Annotated in this window: 15 protein-coding genes; 4 read left to right on the plus strand and 11 right to left on the minus strand. The window is 33.5% G+C overall.

Features of this window, described 5'->3' with window-relative positions; all coding sequences use genetic code 11:
* Positions 1-28: 28 nt before the first annotated feature.
* From MKY90_RS18880 to MKY90_RS18895, 4 genes are all read right to left on the minus strand, one after another.
* The gene (locus MKY90_RS18880; RefSeq protein WP_002014626.1) at positions 29-223 is read right to left on the minus strand and encodes a hypothetical protein; all 195 of its coding nucleotides are present in this window, start codon (positions 221-223) and stop codon (positions 29-31) included.
* Positions 224-416: 193 nt separating this feature from the next.
* A complete protein-coding gene (locus MKY90_RS18885) occupies positions 417-1,124 on the minus strand; it encodes a GntR family transcriptional regulator (protein WP_098168945.1) in 708 nt (235 codons plus the stop codon).
* A gap of 30 nt (positions 1,125-1,154) precedes the next feature.
* Positions 1,155-2,564: a glycoside hydrolase family 1 protein gene (locus tag MKY90_RS18890; protein ID WP_098168946.1), complete on the minus strand. Its 1,410-nt coding sequence runs from the start codon at positions 2,562-2,564 to the stop codon at positions 1,155-1,157.
* A 205-nt stretch (positions 2,565-2,769) separates the two neighbouring features.
* Entirely contained in the window at positions 2,770-3,759 is a 990-nt protein-coding gene (locus tag MKY90_RS18895) for a phosphatidylinositol-specific phospholipase C (RefSeq protein WP_098168947.1), read from the minus strand.
* Positions 3,760-4,140: 381 nt separating this feature from the next.
* Between MKY90_RS18895 and MKY90_RS18900 the strand changes: the two genes are divergently transcribed.
* The 3 genes from MKY90_RS18900 (at position 4,141) to MKY90_RS18910 (ending at position 9,050) form a co-directional block, all read left to right on the plus strand.
* On the plus strand, positions 4,141-4,938 hold the full coding sequence (locus tag MKY90_RS18900) for a cell wall hydrolase (RefSeq protein WP_098168948.1): 798 nt from the start codon (positions 4,141-4,143) through the stop codon (positions 4,936-4,938).
* Positions 4,939-5,242: 304 nt separating this feature from the next.
* Positions 5,243-6,580: an NAD(P)/FAD-dependent oxidoreductase gene (locus MKY90_RS18905; protein WP_098168949.1), complete on the plus strand. Its 1,338-nt coding sequence runs from the start codon at positions 5,243-5,245 to the stop codon at positions 6,578-6,580.
* A 550-nt stretch (positions 6,581-7,130) separates the two neighbouring features.
* Positions 7,131-9,050, plus strand: coding sequence for an LTA synthase family protein (locus MKY90_RS18910; RefSeq protein ID WP_098168950.1), 1,920 nt, complete (start codon positions 7,131-7,133; stop codon positions 9,048-9,050).
* A gap of 99 nt (positions 9,051-9,149) precedes the next feature.
* Here MKY90_RS18910 and MKY90_RS18915 read toward each other — a convergent pair whose 3' ends face one another.
* Positions 9,150-11,933 carry a dynamin family protein gene (locus tag MKY90_RS18915; RefSeq protein ID WP_098168951.1) on the minus strand — a complete coding sequence of 928 codons (2,784 nt, stop codon included), beginning with the start codon at positions 11,931-11,933 and terminating at the stop codon, positions 9,150-9,152.
* Positions 11,934-12,418: 485 nt separating this feature from the next.
* Here MKY90_RS18915 and MKY90_RS18920 point away from each other — a divergent pair, with 485 nt between their 5' ends.
* Positions 12,419-12,604 (plus strand): hypothetical protein, encoded by a 186-nt coding sequence (locus tag MKY90_RS18920; RefSeq protein WP_000461142.1) that lies wholly within the window; start codon positions 12,419-12,421, stop codon positions 12,602-12,604.
* A 523-nt stretch (positions 12,605-13,127) separates the two neighbouring features.
* On the opposite strand, the gene MKY90_RS18925 is transcribed toward MKY90_RS18920, so the two are convergent.
* From MKY90_RS18925 to miaB, 6 genes are all read right to left on the minus strand, one after another.
* Entirely contained in the window at positions 13,128-14,114 is a 987-nt protein-coding gene (locus MKY90_RS18925) for a choloylglycine hydrolase family protein (protein ID WP_215599412.1), read from the minus strand.
* Between the two features lie 354 nt (positions 14,115-14,468).
* The gene (gene mutL, locus MKY90_RS18930) at positions 14,469-16,403 is read right to left on the minus strand and encodes a DNA mismatch repair endonuclease MutL (RefSeq protein ID WP_033731183.1); all 1,935 of its coding nucleotides are present in this window, start codon (positions 16,401-16,403) and stop codon (positions 14,469-14,471) included.
* Positions 16,404-16,411: 8 nt separating this feature from the next.
* Positions 16,412-19,084 (minus strand): DNA mismatch repair protein MutS, encoded by a 2,673-nt coding sequence (gene mutS / locus MKY90_RS18935; RefSeq protein ID WP_033731184.1) that lies wholly within the window; start codon positions 19,082-19,084, stop codon positions 16,412-16,414.
* A 180-nt stretch (positions 19,085-19,264) separates the two neighbouring features.
* On the minus strand, positions 19,265-19,807 hold the full coding sequence (cotE, locus tag MKY90_RS18940; RefSeq protein ID WP_002014610.1) for an outer spore coat protein CotE: 543 nt from the start codon (positions 19,805-19,807) through the stop codon (positions 19,265-19,267).
* Between the two features lie 127 nt (positions 19,808-19,934).
* Entirely contained in the window at positions 19,935-20,366 is a 432-nt protein-coding gene (locus MKY90_RS18945) for a RicAFT regulatory complex protein RicA family protein (RefSeq protein WP_002033698.1), read from the minus strand.
* Between the two features lie 3 nt (positions 20,367-20,369).
* Positions 20,370-21,899, minus strand: a complete 1,530-nt coding sequence (miaB, locus tag MKY90_RS18950; RefSeq protein WP_033731185.1) for a tRNA (N6-isopentenyl adenosine(37)-C2)-methylthiotransferase MiaB — start codon at positions 21,897-21,899, stop codon at positions 20,370-20,372.
* Positions 21,900-21,928: the final 29 nt, after the last annotated feature.

A 21,928-nucleotide genomic window follows, 5' to 3' on the forward strand; every position in this document is an offset into this window, starting at 1 on the left:
GCATTAACTCCTTCATCATATACACACTCTATAAAATAACGACCGCATACCAAGTAACTCCCACAAGAAGCCCTAAAAGAAGAATGATATAGATAGCAGATAAGTTTTTTACATTCCTCTTTGTAGACTTACCGTAATTCTCTTCTACATTTCGTGCGACTAGTACGGTCCCAAATAGTGATACAACTACAATAATAACAACTAGTGAAATCGCAAAACTCATTGTCTTCCACCTCTCTAAGGCCAGTCTATTTTAAAGCATGAATAAAATACTACCTTTCTTCTCTTATCATAATAGAAGTTTGTAAAAAACGGACCAACCACTTTTGTGTTTTTTTGCTCATCCACTTTAAAAATAAAAAGCAACTGCTCACTTAGGACCAGTTGCTTTTTTACAAGGCTACTTATATTCATTTTCAATTAAAATTAATTCGATTTAAAAGTTTGGTCTTTTCATAATGAAACATTGATTGAGATAGCTCGAAAATTGTTCCATTTACAAGATAAACTGTATTTTCAATAAGAAGCGCTGGATCACCTTCATTTAGTTCTAAAAGCTTTGCATTTTCTTTATTTATTTTTTCACAACTAATAACTTTATCGGCAAAGCCAATATTTAATCGTAAATCCTCAATGAAATAACTGTATACAGAACTTAATGCTATTTCTTCATTCAAATAAGGAATGATATCTTTTTTGAAATAACTTACTTCAATAGAGAATGGTTTCCCATCTACAATTCTTACGCGCTTCAAGAAATATAACCTAGTTCCAATCTCGCATTGCATCCGTTCTACTATCTCTTCATTTGCCTCTATTACTTCAATCTCTAGCACTTTCGTTTCAATATTTTGTGAAACGAGATTTTTCGTTAATCCACGTAAACTTCCTAAATTAATGTAATCTGTTACAGAAGTTTCACGTAAAAACATACCACTACCTTGCACTTGAAAAATATAACCTCTATTCACAAGCTGACTAATTACTTTACGTATCGTATTACGGCTTACTTCAAATCGATTCATCAACGCTTCTTCTGTAGGTAATTTTTTCGTTTCATTAAAAAGCCCATCTCGAATGTTTTGCTCTAACACATCTACAATTTGTTTATACTTTGCACTCATACACTTTCTCCTAAAATACTCTTTTATCTGTTATAACTCTTCTCCTCTCGTTTCGATCACATGTTTATACCAATGAAACGAAAGTTTCTTCTTACGTTTTAAGTTATCATTATGATCGACAAAAATAAAGCCATATTGCTTTTTATATCCATTTAACCAACTTAACAAATCAATAACTGACCATGCATAATAACCTTTTAAATTAATTCCCTCTTGAATTGCACGCTTCATTACTTTTAAATGCTCTTCAATAAATTTAATTCGCGGAACATCTACAATTTCTCCGTCAATGATTGGATCTTCATCACCAAGTCCATTTTCCGTTACATACATCTTTATGTCACCGTAACGCGCTTTCAACATATGCAATCCATCTAAGAAGCCTTCGGGAGATATTTCCCAACCCCATTTGGTATATGTTTTATCATCCATTTTTACTGTTCGATAAAAACCATCAAAAGAAGGATTACCTGGAGCAAGTGTTGAGTTTTCTCGAGAATGCTCCTCGCTCTTTATATCCATATCATATCTTTCTACTCGTATTGGCTGATAATAATTCAAGCCAATAAAATCATTTTTTTCGGCATTCTGTTTAATGATTTCTAATTCTTCAACCGTCCAATTAGGAGTCCACCCATTTTCCTTTAATTGTTGTACAACATAAGACGGATACTCACCTTTTAAAACTGGATCGTAGTACCAATACGTTTCATATTCATTCGCATGATTTGCTGCTAGTATATTTTCTTTTTGATCATCCACACTATAAGCAGGTAAGAAAACATGTGTAATCCCTATCTCCCCATACTGTTTCAGCTGCTTGTACACCGCAACTGTTTTCGCATGCGCATAAAATACATAATGAGTCGCTTGAAAATACTTTGGAACATCATTTTGTATTCCTGGTGGATGTGCACCTTTTAAATAGCCTAATCCACAAAACATTACTGTTTCATTAAAAGTAATCCAATGTTTCACTCTATCACCAAATGCCTTAAAGCAAATTTCTGCATACTTTACAAAAGCCTCTGCTGTTCGTTTATTCGTCCACCCACCATCTTTTTCTAACGGTAATGGTAGATCCCAATGATATAAAGTGGCAAACGGTACAATCCCGTACTTTAAACATTCATCAATTAAATTGTTATAAAATTCAATTCCTTTTTCATTTACCTCTCCATCTCCAGTCGGCAATATTCTCGCCCAAGAAATCGAAAAACGATACGATTCCAATCCCATCTCAGCCATTAAACGAACATCTTCCTTATATCGATGATAATGATCAACCGCTATATCACCATTTGTTCCATCGTATGTTTTGCCAGGAATTTTTGAAAACTCATCCCAATTCGTAACACCTTTTCCATCCTCATTCCATGCACCTTCTACTTGATAAGAAGCTGAAGCAGCCCCGAATAAAAAATCATGTGGAAACTTCATAATATATACCTCCGTTTCATTACAATAAATCAAATTCATTACTACATGTAAAATTTATAGGTATAAATTTTATATGTAGTAATTATAGCTTAAGTTTCGATTTTTTTCTATCATGAACGTACGATATGTAAAGCTATATTTGATGTTAATTTTTAGAAAACAAAAAAGAAGCGATGTATTTCATCGCTTCTTACTATGACAATCTTTACTCTTTTACAAGTGACTTATTCGCTCTTATAACTTCTTGATAAAGTATTGGGGACCATTTTTCATTTATATAATCTTGAATTACCCAGCCCACTCTCGTAGGATTCTTTTGCTTCATATAGTTTGCAATTTCAGGATTTATGTAGGACGCATAATAATATGGACTATTCCATGCTGTACCACCAGAAGACAAGCTTGTAAAATTAATATATAGATGATTACAATCTTCACTGTTGTTAATCGTTTCATTTATCGTATCTTTAATAGATTTTACTTTCTCATCATAACTCACTTTATATTTATCTTGTACTGTTACATTTACATTTTGATTTACAGTTGTCGTAAACGTCTCATTATCTGGCCAATAAAAACTATTATATCCTCCAGATTCATTACTACCACTGTATCTTTTTAGTAGCACAATTTTTCCTCGAGCATCTCCAAGTCTTATATTCCCTTCTGTTTTTAAAAAGATAGGATCAGGAAAATATTTTTTTTCAAACGTACTACTAAATGAATCTTCTGCCCCTTTCATATCCTCATACTCTTTTTTTAAAGACATAATAATCGTTTCACTTGGATTATCTTTTAAAAATTGTTTCGCTTCATTTATAAATTCATGCAATGTTACATAAAGATATAATGGCCCATGATGAAGAACTATCGTATTATCATCTGTTAAACGCCCTCTAATATCAAAAATTCTAGCTCCGTGATCCATTTGGTAACGAAAATTATATTCTTGCGTCATTCCCCATACTTGCTTTATCGGATTTTGCAACTTGAACGTTCCACTATCATGTGTTCCTGGAATTGAAATTCGTGCTAACGGTACGTTATCGGGTATAGGTCGCATCCATTTTGACCAGTTTTCAAGCCCATTACCAGCGCTAGCAGCAACTGCTTGCTTATCATTGAAAGCAAATACAAATGTGCTAAGTATAGTACTACATATGAATAATTTCAAAATAAACTTCTTATTGCTCATTTTTATCCCTCTCTTTTTCTGTTTTATATCAAACTTATTGAATATAGTATAAGCTACTTAATAAATAATGTTTCATAAATATGGAATATTGCATAGAAGTAAAATTTAAAAACATCCACATATTCTCATCTCAATGCATTAAAAAAATTTAATATCCCTTTTCACTAGATAAATTATAGTAAGCAACAACTCGAACTTCAATGGGCTTTCATATGCAATATTTCATATTTGGGTCCTACATGATATAAATAAAAAACTTATGATGATTATTTATTCCATACGTGCTAATATATTTATATTAAAATATAAATACGTACCTTATATACTCTGAACTACATTATTCAACAGTTAAAACTTAATTTTTTATTAGGGGGATTTACAATGAAATTATTAAAAATAAAACATATAATTCCTTTATCTGCAGTAGCACTTACATTCGTATGTAATCAAAGTACAGCTGAAGCTTCCACCACACATACAGTAAAAAAGAATGATACACTTTGGGGCATCAGTAAGCAATATGGCGTTTCCATACAAGCCATTAAACAAGCGAATCATAAAGGAAACGATCAAGCTTTTATTGGAGAACAGTTACATATTCCAGGATCTATGAAATCAAATGAGGTTACAGTTCATCAAAACGAAAAAACTACGAACACTTCTGGACAAATTATTTACCAAGTACAACCGGGAGATTCATTAGAAACGATAGCAAAGCGCTACAACGTAACCGTTCAATCTATAAAACAAATTAACAACACAGTCGGTAACAAGCTTTATACAGGACAACATTTGAAAATTAATTCCAGTATTTCCGAAAAAGAAAAAGACTTAATGGCACGCTTAGTTACCGCGGAAGCAGGTGGCGAATCATATAAAGGAAAAGTAGCTGTAGCAAAAGTTATCCTAAATCGAGTAAATGCAAAAGGATTTCCAAATACAATAACAGGTGTTATTTATGAACCTATTAAATACGGATATGCATTTACTCCTGTTACTGATGGAAGAATTAATCAGCCTGCAATCGCTGAAGCAAAAATGGCTGTAGAAGAGGCTATCTCCACAAGTGGAATACATTCTGATTGGCTTTATTTCTACAACCCAAAAACATCAACAGACAAATGGATTACGACACGTCAAACAGTAGCAGTAATCGGTAACCACGTCTTCGCTAAATAAAACTATAATTCCCTTCAAATTTATGCACTTAACAACTATTTCAAATGATTAACAGACCTCTTTACTTAAAAGGTCTGTTCTTTTTATATTTAAGCTTTTTATTAACCATATGATAAAATGATTGTTTAAAAGTATCTCTCTTTTTAAATAAAAAACTGTTGTATCTCATTCATCATTTAGAGTAATTGAGAAAGTATCAAATCCACAACTATGACTTTATTAATACAAGCTATTTCTTAACTTCATAAAAGTGTTATACACTAAGAAAATAAAAAACAAACTATTCGTTAGCAGGTGAAAGAATATGTATGATGTTACAATTATCGGAGCTGGAGTAAGTAGCATCTTTATGGCTTATTCATTAGCCCAAAGTAACAAAAAGATTTTAATTCTTGATAAAGGTAAAGCGCTAAAAGATCGCCATTGTCCTTTAGACCAAGGAAAATTGTGTAATTGTACTACATGTGATAAATATTTCGGATTTGGTGGTTTAGGAAAATCTGAAGGGAAATTTAATTATACAAATGGATTTGGTGGGGAACTTGAGCAAAAAGTAGGTAAAAAAGCTTTTATACAACTCATGGCTGAAGTAGATGAAATTCTATGTCAGTTTGGTGGAAGTTCCGTTTCAAAATATTCTACAGAAAATCTAAATCTCACTAAGAGAGCTGAAGCGTGTGGTTTACAAATGCTCACAACAGAAGTAAGGCATCTTGGCACTACACTTTCAAGTAACATTTTTCAGCAGCTCTACGAATTTTTACTTACGAAAATAAATATCCGATTTCATATAGATGTAGAGCATATCATAAGGCAGAAAGATCATTTTAGAATAGCTACAAATCAAGGGATAGTTCAATCTAAGCAACTCGTATTTGCAACAGGACGTTCCGGGGCTGATTGGTTAAAAGAAATGTGCTCTTCCCTTGAAATTGCACAGGAACAAACCCGTATAGATTTAGGTATTAGGGTAGAGATGAAAGAACATCAATTACGTTCTATATTAAAAGATACATTTGAGACGAAACTTTCTTATCAGCATGAACATTTCACGGCTACTACTTACTGTATGAATCCAAAAGGACGCATTATTCGAAAGTACGAAGAAGGTTTAGTTATGCCTGACGGTCAAAATTTTCGAGAGCAAGGAACTGGCACTTCTAACTTAAATTTCACTTTATTTATCCCACGCTATTTTCCAACTCTCAAAGAAGCAAATGTATACGCAAGTTCAATTATTAAAAGCATTAACCAAGGACGAGATCGGATTGTTATACAGCGTTTAGAGGACTTAATAAAGAAACAACCTACAGCCGAGAACAACATGAAACATAATCGTATACAGCCTACACTACACGGAGATTATGGAGACTTGAATAAAGAAATTCCTCCACTATATATTGAAGGACTCAAAAAATTTTTATTACGTTTAGAACAATTTATCCAAGAACCTATCGATCAAGATACTTTATTATATGGAATTGATGGCAAGTTCTACGCTCCTACAATAAAAATCAATAACCATTTTGAAACAAGTATGAATGGGCTATTTTTAATTGGAGATTGTTCAGGCGTCACTCATTCATTATCTCAAGCAGCTGCAAGTGGCCTGTATGTTGGAAAATACTTGTCTGACATTTAATTGCTATAATTTAGATACCAATCAAACATTTTGAGTTTCACCAGTACTTTACTTATGTAGTAATAGCTTTAACGAAATTATTATCCCTCCCCCGCTGATGATTAAGCCACAAAGAATCAGGATTTTACGGGATATATTGAAAACACATGAAAAACTACATTCTATATAGAATGTAGTTTTCTACTAATTAATATAACTGTTTTCTTCAAGCTTACTTTTCTGAAAATTCAAACTGGTTGAATGTCAATAGTTTAAAAATCATCTATTCATTTTCACTTTTATTTGTTCGATATTTTGTAACATCGCCGTAGTGTTTAATATGTTAGGATGTCTATAAGTATTTTTTACTACGACTATGACTTTTTCTGCTCCGTTTCTAAAAAAATTAGATTTATGTTACTTCGCTTTAAAATTCTCCATTGTATGTATATGAATACTTCAAATTATTACCTTTAGAAAAATATAATCTAAATGGTTCACCATACTCTAATAGTTATAAAAATATAATATATAACATTAGTTAAATAAACTCTATAAAGAAGGTGTAAAAATGAAGAATAAAATAAATTTACAACTGCAAAATATAAGCTTTGTTATAATAATTGCTTTAGCAGTATGGTTAAAAACATATCTTATTACGCGATTCAGTTTTGATTTAAAAATTGAGTCTTCTACACAAGAACTTATTTTGTTTATTAGCCCTCTCGCTGCATCGTTAGCATTTGTTGGATTAGCATTATTTGCAACCGGTGAAAAGAGAAATTATATAGCGCTATGTATTAATCTCTTATTAACAATCGTACTTGCTGGGAATGTAATGTTCTATGATTTTTATAATGATTTCGTTACGTTACCAGTACTTGGACAAACATCAAACTTCGGCCAATTAGGAGGCAGTATTATAGAAATATTGAACTACAAAATTATACTCGCATTCGTAGACATTATTTTCTTCTTTATTTTATTAAAAAAGAAAGCAATAGTCTTTAAAACAGAACGTGTAACTCATTCTGCACGCTTGTTATATTTTCTCTTAACGATTGCTGTATTTTTTGCGAATCTACATCTTGCAGAAAAAGAGCGCCCTGAATTATTAACGAGATCCTTCGACCGAGTAATGCTTGTTAAAAATTTAGGACTATATACTCATCAAGTATATGATTTAACACTACAAGTAAAAGCTGGATCCCAAAAGGCACTTGCAGATAGTAGTAAATTACAAGAAACTGAAAACTACGTAAAGGCAAACCATAGCGAACCAAATCCTAATATGTTTGGTGCAGCGAAAGGAAAAAACGTAATTGTCGTTACTCTTGAATCCTTGCAAACCTTTTTAATAGGTGCATCCGTCAATGGTCAAGAAGTTACACCGTTCTTGAATGAATTCATAAATGAAAGCTATTACTTTGATAACTTTTTCCACCAAACTGGTCAAGGAAAAACATCAGATTCTGAATTTCTAATAGATACATCGTTGTATCCATTAAATCGAGGAGCTGTATTTTTCACGCACGGTAACAACGATTATACTGCGACTCCAGAAATTTTACGTCAGCAAGGTTATTTCACTTCTGTATTCCATGCGAATAACGCAACATTTTGGAATCGTAACATTATGTACTCTGCTCTCGGTTATGATCGTTACTATAATGAACTTGATTACAAAATTACACCCGAAACAAATTTAAATTGGGGATTAAAAGATATCGAATACTTTGATCAATCCGTAGATATATTAAAAACTGTTGATCAACCATTTTACGCTCGTTTCCTTACTTTAACAAACCATTATCCATTTACGTATGATGAAGATACAAAATTCATTGAACCATACAACTCTGGTAATGGCGTATTTGATCGCTACATCGTAACAGCACGTTACTTAGACGAATCAATCAAAAAATTTATTGAGCGTTTAAAAGCCGAGGGAATGTATGATGATTCTATTATTGTGTTATACGGTGATCATTACGGCATTTCTGAAAAACATAATCGCGCAATGGCACAGTTTTTAGAAAAAGATCAAATAACAGAATTTGATACTTTAAATTTACAACGCACACCTTTATATATTCATATCCCTGGCCAAACAGAAGGTCAAACTATTTCAAAGCCTACGGGACAAATCGATATGAAACCTACTATTCTAAATTTATTAGGGATTGATACTACTAACGATATCCGTTTTGGCCATGATATGTTTTCAGATGAATATACCGGTTTTGTTGTTTTACGTGATGGTAGCTTTATTACAAACAAGTATGCATACAAAAACAATACTTTCTATGACCGCATAACAGGTCAAATTATAGATTTACCAAAAAAAGAAGCACAAGCACTCATTAACCGTGCACAAAATGAGTTACGAATGTCTGACAAAATTATTGAAGGCGATTTATTACGTTTCTCAGAAAGTAATAAAATTAAAACTGGAGAAGTAAAAACTAAAATTAAAGAAACTGAAAAGTAATCTATATAAAGAAAGGGAGCAACTCATTACGGTTGCTCCCTTTTCCCCTCTTATAACACATGATGCAATTTCATATAAAAAACTTGATATATTTTACTTTTATTCTACGCTTGTTTCTAAAGTTAAATCTGTATAGGCATTATCATCACCTATATTTAAGATTACTTCACATTGACGTAATCTCAATTCAAAGAGCGTTATAGGATCATGATAAACTTCAGGGTTTGATTTCATTTTATGCAGTTTATCTTGTTTTTCTTTTATTTCTAAATGAGTGTTTTTTACAGCTTGTTCCAACGAGCCAAATGGATTTCTAAAGAACATATTAATATCCCGCTCTTGTGTGTTTTCAAATAGCTCAAACTGCAAGAAAAATTTCTTCATAATAGAAGCCGTTACATCGGTATAATCTTCATTTTCTAAATACTGTTTGTATTTGTTATATAGCATAGCTTTATTTTTAGGAAGAACTCCAAATAATTTACCGGCACTTTTCAGTAAAAATTGTGCTGGTGTAAATCGGCGTAAAATATTTACTTCTTCCATTTGTATTCTAGTTGTCATTCTATCAGTATCTCTGCGCCAGTCATCAATTACTTTAAAGTCACATTCTAACTGTATTCGCTTTTCTCCAAATAAAGAATTAAGTCCTTCACTGGTTTCTGCTAAGTACAATTGACTTTGAAGGAGCTCGTTATTAGAAGTCGCAATCCAATTTTGCATCGAGCGAGCAAGATTAGGTAATACAGTTTGTTCTAGATATTGTTGCACCCTTTCATTCATCGCTGTATTTAGTTCAATATCAATGTGCCCAAAATCACTTTCTTCACTAATTAAATCGGAACAACTCTGCAATAGTTTCGGAATATGTTCTGTAAGATCATTAGTAATTTCGTTTTTCATTGTACGATATGTTTCTGTAATTAAATGAATTTTTTCCTTCTCAAAAGCAGTAAGGTTATTAATACAAGCATTTAGTTTAACTAACATATCTTCATTCCAATTAATAGAATCCACTAGATTATTTTCCCTCTCGACGCGTTTATCCAAAAGATATGTAATTGTTTTTCGAATGAAAAACAATAGCTTTTCAGTACGTTCTACATCGATATTTTTATGGTTAAAGTTAAAATGAATAAACTCAGTTAAATCGTTTAGTTGTTTACTATTTGTATATAACGAAGAATAAGGGAAAACTCTTGCATTAGGGAAATATGTATTTATTCTCACTTGCGTATCTTGTATAACTCTTTTTGCTTCTGCTTCATTGTAAATGTTATCGATTTTATTTAATAAGAAATGAACTTGTAGATTTGGTGTATGTTCTTGGATACTTAATAGAATGTCACGTTCTTTGTCAGTAAAAGGTGAATCCGTATTCAATACGAATAATAATTCATCTACAGAGTTTAAATATTCAAACACCTCATCTCTCGCGTCATTGTTCCTATTAAAGCTAGGTGTAACAACGAATGTAAGTTTATTTTTACTTAAAAACCTGCATGGTAATTTAAATTCAACACACGCTCTATCTCTATATGTTTGACGATGCACTGCCATCATGTTATGGAAATCAGAGAAATTCTCAGTTGTTGTAATTTCCGAATCTGTTATAGCGTTAATTTCTGTATAAGCGTCATTTTTAAAAACAACTACATTTGAGATTGAGTTTTCTAATATATTTTCTCCTAAAATAGAGTTAATAAATGAAGCTTTTCCGTTCCCTGAAGTTCCAGTTACTAATAGGCGATTTGTTCTTAAATCTGCAAGCTCACCAACTAACCAGCTAAATCGGTTACCCATTTCTAAATCATGTTCTTGTGCCCAGTGTGTAATAGATTCAAAAAGATGTAAACTATACTCTAAGCCATTCACATGATTAATAGAATATGACAGTAGGTCTTCTGCATCTTTTATATCCGCTGAATCTATTTTAGAAGGAAAAATCTCATCCCATGCCAATACTGCTGCAGATGGAAATACAGCATGAGAGGGATTGACTACCTTTAACCAATTTGTTAACAGGTTTGGAATGATATCGTGTAATTGTCTAAGCATATATTGACCTTGAATTAATTCAAAGTATGTTTCTTCGTAAAGAGAAGAAATTTCGTCCCATATATCGGACGAATGTATTTCGATATGTATGAAAAATTCATTTATTGTGTTGAGCCATAATAAGTAATTTTGTTCATCTTTATAGCTGTGCCAAAGTGATGAAACAATTTGCGTAAATTGTACTTGATCTACATTATTTAATGTAACTAATACTTTATAAAAATAGTCTGGTGAAATATTTTTAGTAAATCCTTTATCGATATATTCTTTTAGAACCTCAAACCACGGATAAGATTCTGTTCGAATTAACTCGTTCACAGCAAGCTCTACTGCACTATCAAAATCTTGCTGTTCTTCATAAAAGGAACGGGCAATTGTTGTGACGTTTGGATAATCGGGATTTAAAGAAACCGCTTCTTTTATAACAGCGAAAGCTGAATCAAAATTATTTTGCTCGATGTAAAGAGACAGTAATTGCAGTACAATTTCGGTCATAAGTATTTTGTTATCAGTAGTAATGGAAGTATACACATTTTCAGCAACTGATAATTGGGTAAGTTCGAAGTAAGCATCCGCAATATTTTTTTGTGCCCATGGCGCTAATTCATTACTAACTTTCTCCCATTTAAAAATAGCTGCTTCAAAATCTTGATGGTGATAATAAAATTCACCTTGTGCAAAACGAATATAAGATCCATCAGAAATCTCATTTTTTTCTTCGTTTACATAAGCTTCTCCAAGTACTTGAAGAGGTGGGTGTGTTTCATTCTCCATTAGGAATGTTTCATAATACATCTTTTTTATTAATTGTTTTTCTAATCTCATCTTTTCCCCCACTATATCTCGAAAATACATTTTTGAGATATGTCAATACTTTTTTGTATGTATGCTTTTTATCTTAACAAAGAATTCCTTTTAGAAAATTTCATTTTCCTTTCATTTTTCAAGTAAGATTGAATTTTTATGAGAAAAGTTTCAGTTTTTTTGCAATTCCCTTTCAGTTGTGAAACAACATTAAATGTTCCTAATAACCTAATAACACTATAACATTCCACATTATATTATCAGGAAAACTATATATACATTACATTATAAAAACAATCTATAACGAATATATATGCAAGATTCCCTTCGCTAATAAATAAAAGAAATCATTATAATATATTTCTCACATTGTTTTCCTTTGAAATATTTCAGTAGTTACGTAATTAAATTCCATTAACCTATATAAATAACTAGTCCAAAAAAAATCTATATGCATATCATGTTATAGTAAAGAATTCAGGAAATCCTAAAAAGGAGGCATTTTCATGTTTGAAGATAAATCTAAAATAAATTACCCATATGAATTTACTGAAACTACAACAGTCCCTCTAAAAAACCCCATCAATAAAACTTTCAAAAACGGCTCTGGTACACATAACTTCCCAATTAAAAAGCATTATAAAGAGCAGGTTTTATATACTGAAAAAATTAATAATAATAAAAATAAATAACCGTATAGATCCTTGTAACAATGTGCCAAAGAAGAATCTATATTAGACCTTGCATAGTTATGTTTTTAGTAATGTATAAATCTTTCTTATACAACTCATGTACTTTTAAAAAGTGCTGATATACGGCGCTTTTTTATACATAGATAATAGAAGAACAAAAAAGGTATGGATATTTTCCACACCTTTTTTGTTCTTTGCTATTTATAAATGGAGTAGTACGTCCATGTTTATTTTACCTAATAGCACTTTAATGGGCCTTCTAGAAGAAATAAAAGCTAGTTTAATGAAAAAATAAGTTTCTTAGCCAATGCCCCTGCCCCTACCAGCAGAATTTTACTGGTAGGAGTCATTGTATTGAATTTATATAATACCTTGAATATTTTGCGTCTATTTTTTCTTAAGGGATATTTATTCGGGTTACTTATTAGATTATCAATTATCCCTTCCGATTCCTACTTTTTATAGGTCATTATTGCTCTATTATATATATTTGAAAATTTACTAAGCGTTGTTTCAAAGCTACTTAGTTTTCATAAAATATTTTTTGTTTCCGTTGGAACGAATAGGCTTTAATCTCATCTGTATCTAAATTTTCATGAAATAAATGAATAGCTATAATTTGTCTACAATCGTAGGTATGATAATAATATGTTCCGGACTCCATACACATTACGCTTGTATATATGGTATTATCTAATGTACCTTCTTCTGTTATTACTCCGCCTTTAGGAACCTCGCAATTTGATAAGATATGAAAAAGGGCCGATACTCCCTCTTCTTCGCTATCTATATCTTGAATGTTTTGTTTGCCATATGCTGCCCGCACAAACCTTGATGGTGGGGTGAAATCCCCTGGAAGTCCCATTGAACCTGAGCCCTGACCAAAAGCACTTAATGGTACATTACTCCACTCTGTTGGCGCGAATGGCTGCGATTTAAGGCCAATATATTGTCTTAAATTTTGTAAATGCCAACTAAACTCCGGACTATTAGTCATCACTCCTAGTGGGTTGTCATACATTTTTAATCCTTCATTTGTCGGCTCCAGTACAATGCAATCTCCCCATTTATCCGCTAAAATCCAATGGAGTGGCGGCGTAAGTCCTAAATCCGGTAATGGTATATCCAAAAAGGTAATGCTATCTACAGATTTCTTTAACTCTTTGACAGAATTGAATTGTGTGAGACTCCAAGTCACAAAATCAAATGGAGCCAAATTCGTTTTGTTATTATCTATACTTTTACTATAAGTAGCGAATCCTGGAAAATAGAGTGTTGCACATGTCATACCTGCTTCATTTACTCCGTCCGCCATAATGACCCTTCCTTGATGATTAATCCCCATTCCGACCGTAGCATGTTTCGTATTAATGATTTCACCAGTTATATTATTCCACTGGTAATGTCGAGGAATGATTATTACTTCTTGATTCAAATCTAATGTAAAATCCATCGTTCTTGCAAAAAGGTGCTGACCGTTTTTTGTCTGTAATGTCAAACTAGTACACATAAAGAACACCCCATTTTATGGTTTTATATACACTTTACATAATTCTGATAAATCTGTAAATTAAAAGCCCCTTTCCTTACAAAAAAAATGAGAAAGCACATATAAATTACAAATAGGTTATCTCTAGTTTATAAATGAATTTTTAAAATATAGTTGCAAAAGAATTATATTAAAAAGGAGCGACTTGTTACTATCGCCCCTTTTTATTTCTCTCTATATTTTATTAAAATAACTGTAGAGAACATTGCTATTACATATTTATTTTATTTTCTTTCAACACATATAAATAATACTAGGCACTTTCAAACCGTTTCAAATAACTGGGAACGAACTTTTTCTCTTTGGACATTAACCCTACATAACCCTCTTAAACATCTTCTCCAACTCATAAGTAGAATGATGCACCAGAATCGGTCTTCCATGCGGACATGTATATGGGTTTGTTGTTGTACGAAGTTCTTCAAGTAAAGCGAATATTTGATCATTCGTTAAATATTGATTTGCTTTAATTGAAGCTTTACAGCTCATCATAATCGCTGCTTCTTCGCGTAGTTTTTTTATGTCTACTTTTTTCAGTTTTACGACTTGCTCCATCATCTCATCAATGATTTCTGTTTCTTGTCCTTTCGGGAACCACGTTGGATGCGAACGAACGATAAAGGATTGATGGCCAAACTGCTCTAAAAATAGTCCGACTTTTTTTAATTCTTCTAACTGCTCTTCGACACGTAAAAATTCGGTAAGAGATAAATCGATGCGGTACGGTACAAGTAATTCTTGTACTTCTTGCGTAACTCGTCCCACTTTATCACGGAAATATTCATAATTGATGCGCTCCTGCGCAGCATGCTGATCAATCATATATAGCCCGTTATCATTTTGAGCGAAAATATATGTTCCGTGCATCTGTCCAATTGGATAAAGCGGCGGTAAGTCATTACCGTTCATTTCAATCTCTTCTATCTCCCCGACTTCTTCTTCCAATTCCTCTAATTCAAAATCGTCATCGTTGCTAGTCCATTCCTTTTCCTCCCGAACCGTTTCCGGCTTAGAGGATGGCTGCCAGCTTTGCTCTTCTCTTACGAGTGACTGTGGTGGTTGCCATTCTTGCTTCGGCGGTTGCCACAGTTGTACTGGTTGTTTTACAGTCGTTGTTTCTTCTTGTTTCTCATCCATTCCTGTTGGTAAAACGATGTTAGGCATAGATGATTCTCTCGGTTTTGTATGCTCAAACTTAAACTGTTCTTGCACACTTTCATCTTTTTCTTTTTTCTTCGTTGTTACACCAGCATCTGGAATGAGTTGTATTTTTTTGAATGCAGCTTGCAATGTTTCTTCGATAAGCTTTAGCAATTCTTGTTCTTTACTAAAGCGTACTTCTAATTTTGCTGGATGTACGTTGACATCAACAAGCATTGGATCCATTTCAATTGATAAGAAGCCGATTGGGTATCTTCCGATTGGCAATAACGTATGATATCCTTGCTGAATTGCTTTCATTAATACGAAATTTCGAACGTAACGGCCATTTACAATCGTTGACATATAGTTACGCGACGCTCTCGTTACTTCTGGTAATGTTACATAACCTTTAATTGTAAAGTCTAGAGACTCAGCTTCAATCGGAATAAGCTTCTTTGCAACTTGAATGCTGTAAATCGATGCAAGTACTTGTCTTACATCACCGTTTCCTGATGTATGAAGCAATTTCTTTTCATTATGAAACAGTTTTAACGATACTTCTGGATGTGACATTGCAATACGATACACGATATCTGTAATGTTCCCAAGCTCTGTATGAATCGTTTTCATATATTTAAGGCGCGCTGGTGTATTAAAAAATAAGTTTTGTACAGTAATATCTGTTCCTTTTCGGCTTGCCGTTTTCTCTTGTTTTATAATGTCTCCACCTTTAATACTAAGGTGTGTACCAGGCGCATCACCTGTGCTCGTAATTAACTCTAATTCACTCACTGAGGCAATACTCGGCAGGGCCTCTCCGCGGAAACCGAGCGTTCTTATACGAAATAAATCATTTTCATCTTTAATTTTACTCGTTGCGTGTCGTTCAAATGCAACGATACAATCTTCTTCAGCAATACCATCTCCATTATCGATGATGCGAATCTTCGATAATCCAGCTTCTTCTAAGTGGATTTCAATAGATGTACTATTCGCATCGATGGAATTTTCCACGAGTTCTTTTACAACTGAGGCAGGGCGCTCTACTACTTCCCCTGCCGCAATTAAGTTAGAGAGTTGATCATCGAGTTTGCGAATTTTCCCCATCTACTTACTCATCCTTTCTTTAACTTTTTCTGTAAACGATACAGTTCATTCATCGCTTCTAAAGGCGTCATATCGAGTAAATCAATCTTTTTAATTTGTGCAAGTACTGCCGTTTCTTTTGCATCTAGAACTGACTTGTCTTGTTTTTTCGAAGACTGTTCTCCACCAAAGAATGATAATTGCGATTCTTCCTCAGTCTCTACTTTCGTCTCTTGTATTTCTGCTGGTTCTTCTTTTACAACAACTGGTTCTGGAGCGACTTCTGGCACTTTCACTTCTACTCGTTTCGGAATAACAATTTCTTCCTGTCCTTCTAGTTGTGCTAACACTTCTTTCGCGCGAGCGATTAAGCTCTCTGGAAGCTCGGCAAGTTGAGCAACGTGAATTCCGTAACTTTTATCAGCCGCTCCATCTTGAATTTTATGAAGGAAAACTACTTTTCCATTCTCTTCAATTGCTGAAACATGTACATTCTTTAGTTGGTCTAAACTTTCTTCTAACACTGTTAATTCATGATAATGTGTAGAGAATAATGTTTTCGCACCAATTTGGTCATGAATATGTTCAATGATTGCTTGCGCAAGTGCCATACCATCATACGTAGATGTACCGCGTCCAATTTCATCGAATAAAATTAAACTTCTCTCTGATGCATTTGCAATTGCATTTTTCGCTTCTAACATTTCAACCATAAATGTACTTTGACCTGAGATTAAATCATCCGCTGCACCAATTCTCGTAAAGATTTGATCGAAGACAGGTAATACTGCTTCTGTCGCTGGTACAAAACAACCAATTTGTGACATAACAGTAACAAGTGCTAATTGTCTCATATACGTACTTTTACCAGACATGTTCGGTCCTGTAATTAAAAAGACATCCATCTTCTCCGGCATAATACAATCATTCGGTACATACAATTTCCCGTTCAATACTTTTTCAACGACAGGATGACGACCATCTTTAATAAAGATTTCGCGCTTATTTGTTAAAACAGGTTTTACAAACTGCTCTTCTTCACTAACTGTCGCAAAGCTTTGCAGTACGTCTAGTTCACTAATTACTTTCGCTAAATGCTGTAATTTCGGAATGAATACTTTTACTTCTTCGCGAAGTACTGTAAATAAATCGTATTCTAATTGTACAATTTTCTCTTCTGCTTCTAAGATTAATGTTTCTTTTTCTTTTAGCTCATCTGTTATGAAACGCTCTGCATTTGCAAGTGTTTGTTTACGCTCATAGCGCCCTTCTGGAAGTGCTGCAAGATTAGCCTTCGTCACTTCAATATAGTAGCCGAAAATACGGTTGTACCCAATTTTTAATGATTTAACCCCTGTAATATCACGCTCTCGTTTTTCAAGCTCAGCAATCCACGTTTTTCCGTTTTTACTAACGTAACGATATTGATCAAGCTTATCATTATAGCCATCTTTAATAATATCTCCATCTTTAATAGAAAGCGGTGGGTTTTCTTGAATACTTCTTCCTAGTAATTCAGTTAAGCTCTCACATGGATCTGCACCTTGAATTAACCTTGCTGCATAAGCATTATCTAACAGACTAATCGCTTCTAAAATAGCTGGTACTTGCAGTAAAGAACGTCTTAATTGTAATAAGTCCCGTGCATTTACATTACCAAATGCAACTTTCCCTGCTAAACGCTCTAAATCATATACTTCTTTTAACTTTTCTTTTAAATCTTCACGTAAGAAGTAATCATTTACAAACGTTTCAACCATTTCTAAACGCTCTTCAACTTTTTCTTTCTGGATAAGTGGACGTTCCATCCACTGTTTTAACATACGCCCACCCATAGCCGTTTTTGTTTTGTCTAATAGCCATAATAATGAGCCTGTCTTTTCCTTCGTGCGAAGAGTCTCTGTTAACTCTAAATTGCGTTTTGAATGCACATCAATTTTCATAAATTGATTCGTGTAATAAATTTCTACTGGTTGCAAGTGATCTAACGAACGTTTTTGTGTTCTTATCACATAGTTAAATAAGCGTCCAATTGCTTTAATTAATTTTGCTTGGGAAACACTTTTCACAAGATGTTCTAATCCTTCTGGAATAGTTGTTGTATCTTCATACGAAATCGTCATTTTTAATGTTTCAGTTAACTTATTTAATTCATCTTTTGAAAATGTAGAATCTACAACAATTTCTTTTGAACCAGTCGCATACACTTCTAATAAAATATCTTCTACTGAACCAGTTAATAACGTCACTGTATTTTGTCCAGTCGTTAAGTCATTACAAGCTAGCGCATAAGATCCATCTTCGAAATGTGTTAATGCTGCTAAGAAGTTATTCTCCTTCTCGTCTATTGTACGCCCTTCCATCATCGTTCCTGGCGTAATTAGTTGTACTACTTCACGACGTACTACACCTTTAGCTGTTTTTGGGTCTTCCACTTGCTCACAAACAGCTACTTTATATCCTTTTTCAACAAGTTGTTCAATATAATTTTTAGCTGCATGATGCGGTACACCACACATCGGTATACGTTCACTACTACCACCATCTCGGCTCGTTAATGTAATTTCAAGTTCATGAGCTGCTTTAACCGCATCTTCAAAGAACATTTCATAAAAATCACCTAATCGGAAAAATAAAAAGGCATCTTGATAGTCTGCCTTAACCTTTAAGTATTGCTGTATCATAGGCGTATATTGCGTCATGTCTTTCCTCCATAATTCTTACATAATAATCTATATTCATATATGTCACACTTCACGGACATCCATATCTCCTATTCCAGGAGTCTTTTCTCATTATAGCACATTTCATAAGGAATCATGTTGATGCAGAACCACTTATGTACTGTAAAAAGCTAGGAAGAACTTCTCCCTAGCTTTCTCTTACTCTTCTTCTGCATCGACGATAAAGTTCGGATCTAATTCTTCAAACTCATCATCATCGACTTGGAAATCCTCGTCTGATTCTACGCAACCTTCAGGATTTACACTTACACAAATTTTCGTTTCCCCAACTACTTCTGTTACAAATTCACGTTCTACCGTCACAACAATTTTATTACCATTTGGCGATACAAGAGCTTCTAAACAATTTGGCGGCTGAATTACACGAGCGATAATTTCTAAATCGTCACCAGAGAAGTTTTTATCACGATACCCAATACTTACTTCATCATTGTAGTTAACACGTTCTGTTACAACTTCAGTCTTTGTGTTTCCATCAAATGAATACCAAGTGTTTACATCATAGAAACCTTCAATTTCCACATGTTTTCCATTCTTTCTCGCTTCGTACGAATGGTTAATTACCCAGCACCCTAAAATACTTGTTGGCTCATTATTCGATTCACATGTATGCGTTGACTTTGTATACTTACGTCCTTTTCCAACCACTGCTTTTGTAATAATCTCTCTAAATTCGGACATTCGTAACCCTCCTCAATCACTATTCACTTAATCATATGCGTGACAATAGCGGAATGTGTCATTCTTTTTTTTGAGAAGAATTTCCGATATAACCCACTAAAAAAAGAGATGTCAATAAGACATCTCTTTAACAACCACAATTTCCTTTTTTACTTTCTACTGCTGCACCAGTTTCACCCTTCAACACATCGCCGCCAGTTGAAACTAATATTTCATCTGTTACATTGTTAGAAATGGTACTAGCAACTAGCTGTAGTAAGTCATTTACATACGTTTGTGAAGATTTAAACTCCTGTACAACTGGGATATTATCTAACTTATCTTGAAGTGCATCAATTTCAGCTTCTACTTTTTTCAAAGCTTCCCATTTCCCATAATGTTGCAAGTTTACTGCTTGTTTTTGCAAAGCTTTTATTTCATCAATTGCTCGCTTTACATTTTCATTTTTATGAATTTGTGCTTCTGCTCGCTTAAAGAAATCGACTTCTTCTGTTTCAGAAATCATTTTCGCTAATTCTTTCGCTTGCTCAACAATTTCATCTTTCGTATATACTTTCATCTATTATTTCACCTCAATCGGCTCCTTAACCAATTCCCCGTTAAGAGACCAAGTTTTTGCTTCCGTTATTTTTACTTTCACAAGCTGACCAATTAAAGATTTTGAAGCAACAAAGTTTACAAGTTTATTCGTACGTGTATATCCCGCAAGTACTTCAGGATTATTCTTACTTTCTCCCTCAACTAATACTTCTACAATTTGACCTATATAACGCTTATTCTTATTAACTGCATATTCATTCACTAGTGTATTTAAGCGTTGTAATCGCTCTTTCTTCACTTCCATCGGAACATTATCTTGCATTTTTGCAGCTGGTGTACCTTCACGCGGAGAATAAATAAATGTAAATGCCGTATCAAATCCTACTTCACGATATAACGACATCGTCTCTTCAAACTGCTCATCCGTTTCATTAGGGAAACCAACGATAATATCAGTCGTTAGCACTGCATTCGGAATTGTTTCTTTAATTTTTCGTACAAGCTCTAAATAGTGTTCTCGCGAATATTTACGCGCCATAATTTTAAGCATATCTGTACTACCAGATTGAACCGGTAAGTGGATATGTTCTACTAGGTTACCACCTTTTCCAAGAACATCAATTAAATGATTGTCAAAATCACGTGGATGGCTTGTTGTAAAACGAATACGCGCGATATCGATTTTACGAAGTTCATCCATTAAATCGCCAAGACCATATTGTATATCTTCAAAGTCTTTACCGTATGCGTTTACGTTTTGTCCAAGTAACGTAATTTCTTTATAACCGTTCGCAGCTAAATGGCGAATTTCTTTAATAATATCTTCTGGACGTCTGCTGCGCTCTTTTCCGCGTGTATACGGTACAATACAATATGTACAAAACTTATCACAGCCATACATAATATTTACCCAAGCTTTAATATCACCACGACGTACTTTCGGAAGGTTTTCAATTACATCCCCTTCTTTTGACCAAACTTCAACTACCGTCTCTTTTGAGAACATTGCGTCCTTTAGAATATACGGTAATCTATGAATATTGTGTGTACCAAACACCATATCTACATGCTGATTTTTTTGCATAATTTTATTTACAACAGATTCCTCTTGAGACATACAACCACATACACCAATTATAAGATCCGGATTTCTTCGCTTTAATGATTTTAAATGACCAAGTTCACCGAACACTTTATTTTCAGCATTTTCACGAATTGCACAAGTATTTAATAAAATCACATCTGCCTCTTCAGTTGAAAAGGTTGGCTCATATCCAAGTGTTGTAAAAATCCCAGCCATTACTTCTGTATCATGCTCATTCATTTGACAGCCATATGTACGAATGTAAAACTTTCTTCCTGCGCCAAAATCGCGAAACTCTTTAGGTAGGCCAAAATCTCTTTCAATTTTAACTTCTTCTTTCCCACGCTTTTTCGCCAATTTCAAGGAAGGTGGTTGGTATACACTTTCAAAGTATTTACTATAATCTTTCTCTTCTTTTTTCGTAGAGGAATTTGCTTGTCGACTTGCTAATCGTTGTTGCTCGTTCATCGGTAATCTCCTTTCACCCTTAACTATAC

The sequence above is a fragment of the Bacillus sp. FSL P2-0099 genome (assembly GCF_038007445.1).
Taxonomy (GTDB): Bacteria; Bacillota; Bacilli; order Bacillales; family Bacillaceae_G; genus Bacillus_A; species Bacillus_A mycoides.

What these genes read in the sequence shown, in the direction of transcription:
- MKY90_RS18880 (WP_002014626.1), bottom strand. Translation starts at nt 223, where the DNA reads ATGAGTTTTGCGATTTCACTAGTTGTTATTATTGTAGTTGTATCACTA.
- MKY90_RS18885 (WP_098168945.1), bottom strand. Translation starts at nt 1,124, where the DNA reads ATGAGTGCAAAGTATAAACAAATTGTAGATGTGTTAGAGCAAAACATT.
- MKY90_RS18890 (WP_098168946.1), bottom strand. Translation starts at nt 2,564, where the DNA reads ATGAAGTTTCCACATGATTTTTTATTCGGGGCTGCTTCAGCTTCTTAT.
- MKY90_RS18895 (WP_098168947.1), bottom strand. Translation starts at nt 3,759, where the DNA reads ATGAGCAATAAGAAGTTTATTTTGAAATTATTCATATGTAGTACTATA.
- MKY90_RS18900 (WP_098168948.1), top strand. Translation starts at nt 4,141, where the DNA reads ATGAAATTATTAAAAATAAAACATATAATTCCTTTATCTGCAGTAGCA.
- MKY90_RS18905 (WP_098168949.1), top strand. Translation starts at nt 5,243, where the DNA reads ATGTATGATGTTACAATTATCGGAGCTGGAGTAAGTAGCATCTTTATG.
- MKY90_RS18910 (WP_098168950.1), top strand. Translation starts at nt 7,131, where the DNA reads ATGAAGAATAAAATAAATTTACAACTGCAAAATATAAGCTTTGTTATA.
- MKY90_RS18915 (WP_098168951.1), bottom strand. Translation starts at nt 11,933, where the DNA reads ATGAGATTAGAAAAACAATTAATAAAAAAGATGTATTATGAAACATTC.
- MKY90_RS18920 (WP_000461142.1), top strand. Translation starts at nt 12,419, where the DNA reads ATGTTTGAAGATAAATCTAAAATAAATTACCCATATGAATTTACTGAA.
- MKY90_RS18925 (WP_215599412.1), bottom strand. Translation starts at nt 14,114, where the DNA reads ATGTGTACTAGTTTGACATTACAGACAAAAAACGGTCAGCACCTTTTT.
- mutL (WP_033731183.1), bottom strand. Translation starts at nt 16,403, where the DNA reads ATGGGGAAAATTCGCAAACTCGATGATCAACTCTCTAACTTAATTGCG.
- mutS (WP_033731184.1), bottom strand. Translation starts at nt 19,084, where the DNA reads ATGACGCAATATACGCCTATGATACAGCAATACTTAAAGGTTAAGGCA.
- cotE (WP_002014610.1), bottom strand. Translation starts at nt 19,807, where the DNA reads ATGTCCGAATTTAGAGAGATTATTACAAAAGCAGTGGTTGGAAAAGGA.
- MKY90_RS18945 (WP_002033698.1), bottom strand. Translation starts at nt 20,366, where the DNA reads ATGAAAGTATATACGAAAGATGAAATTGTTGAGCAAGCGAAAGAATTA.
- miaB (WP_033731185.1), bottom strand. Translation starts at nt 21,899, where the DNA reads ATGAACGAGCAACAACGATTAGCAAGTCGACAAGCAAATTCCTCTACG.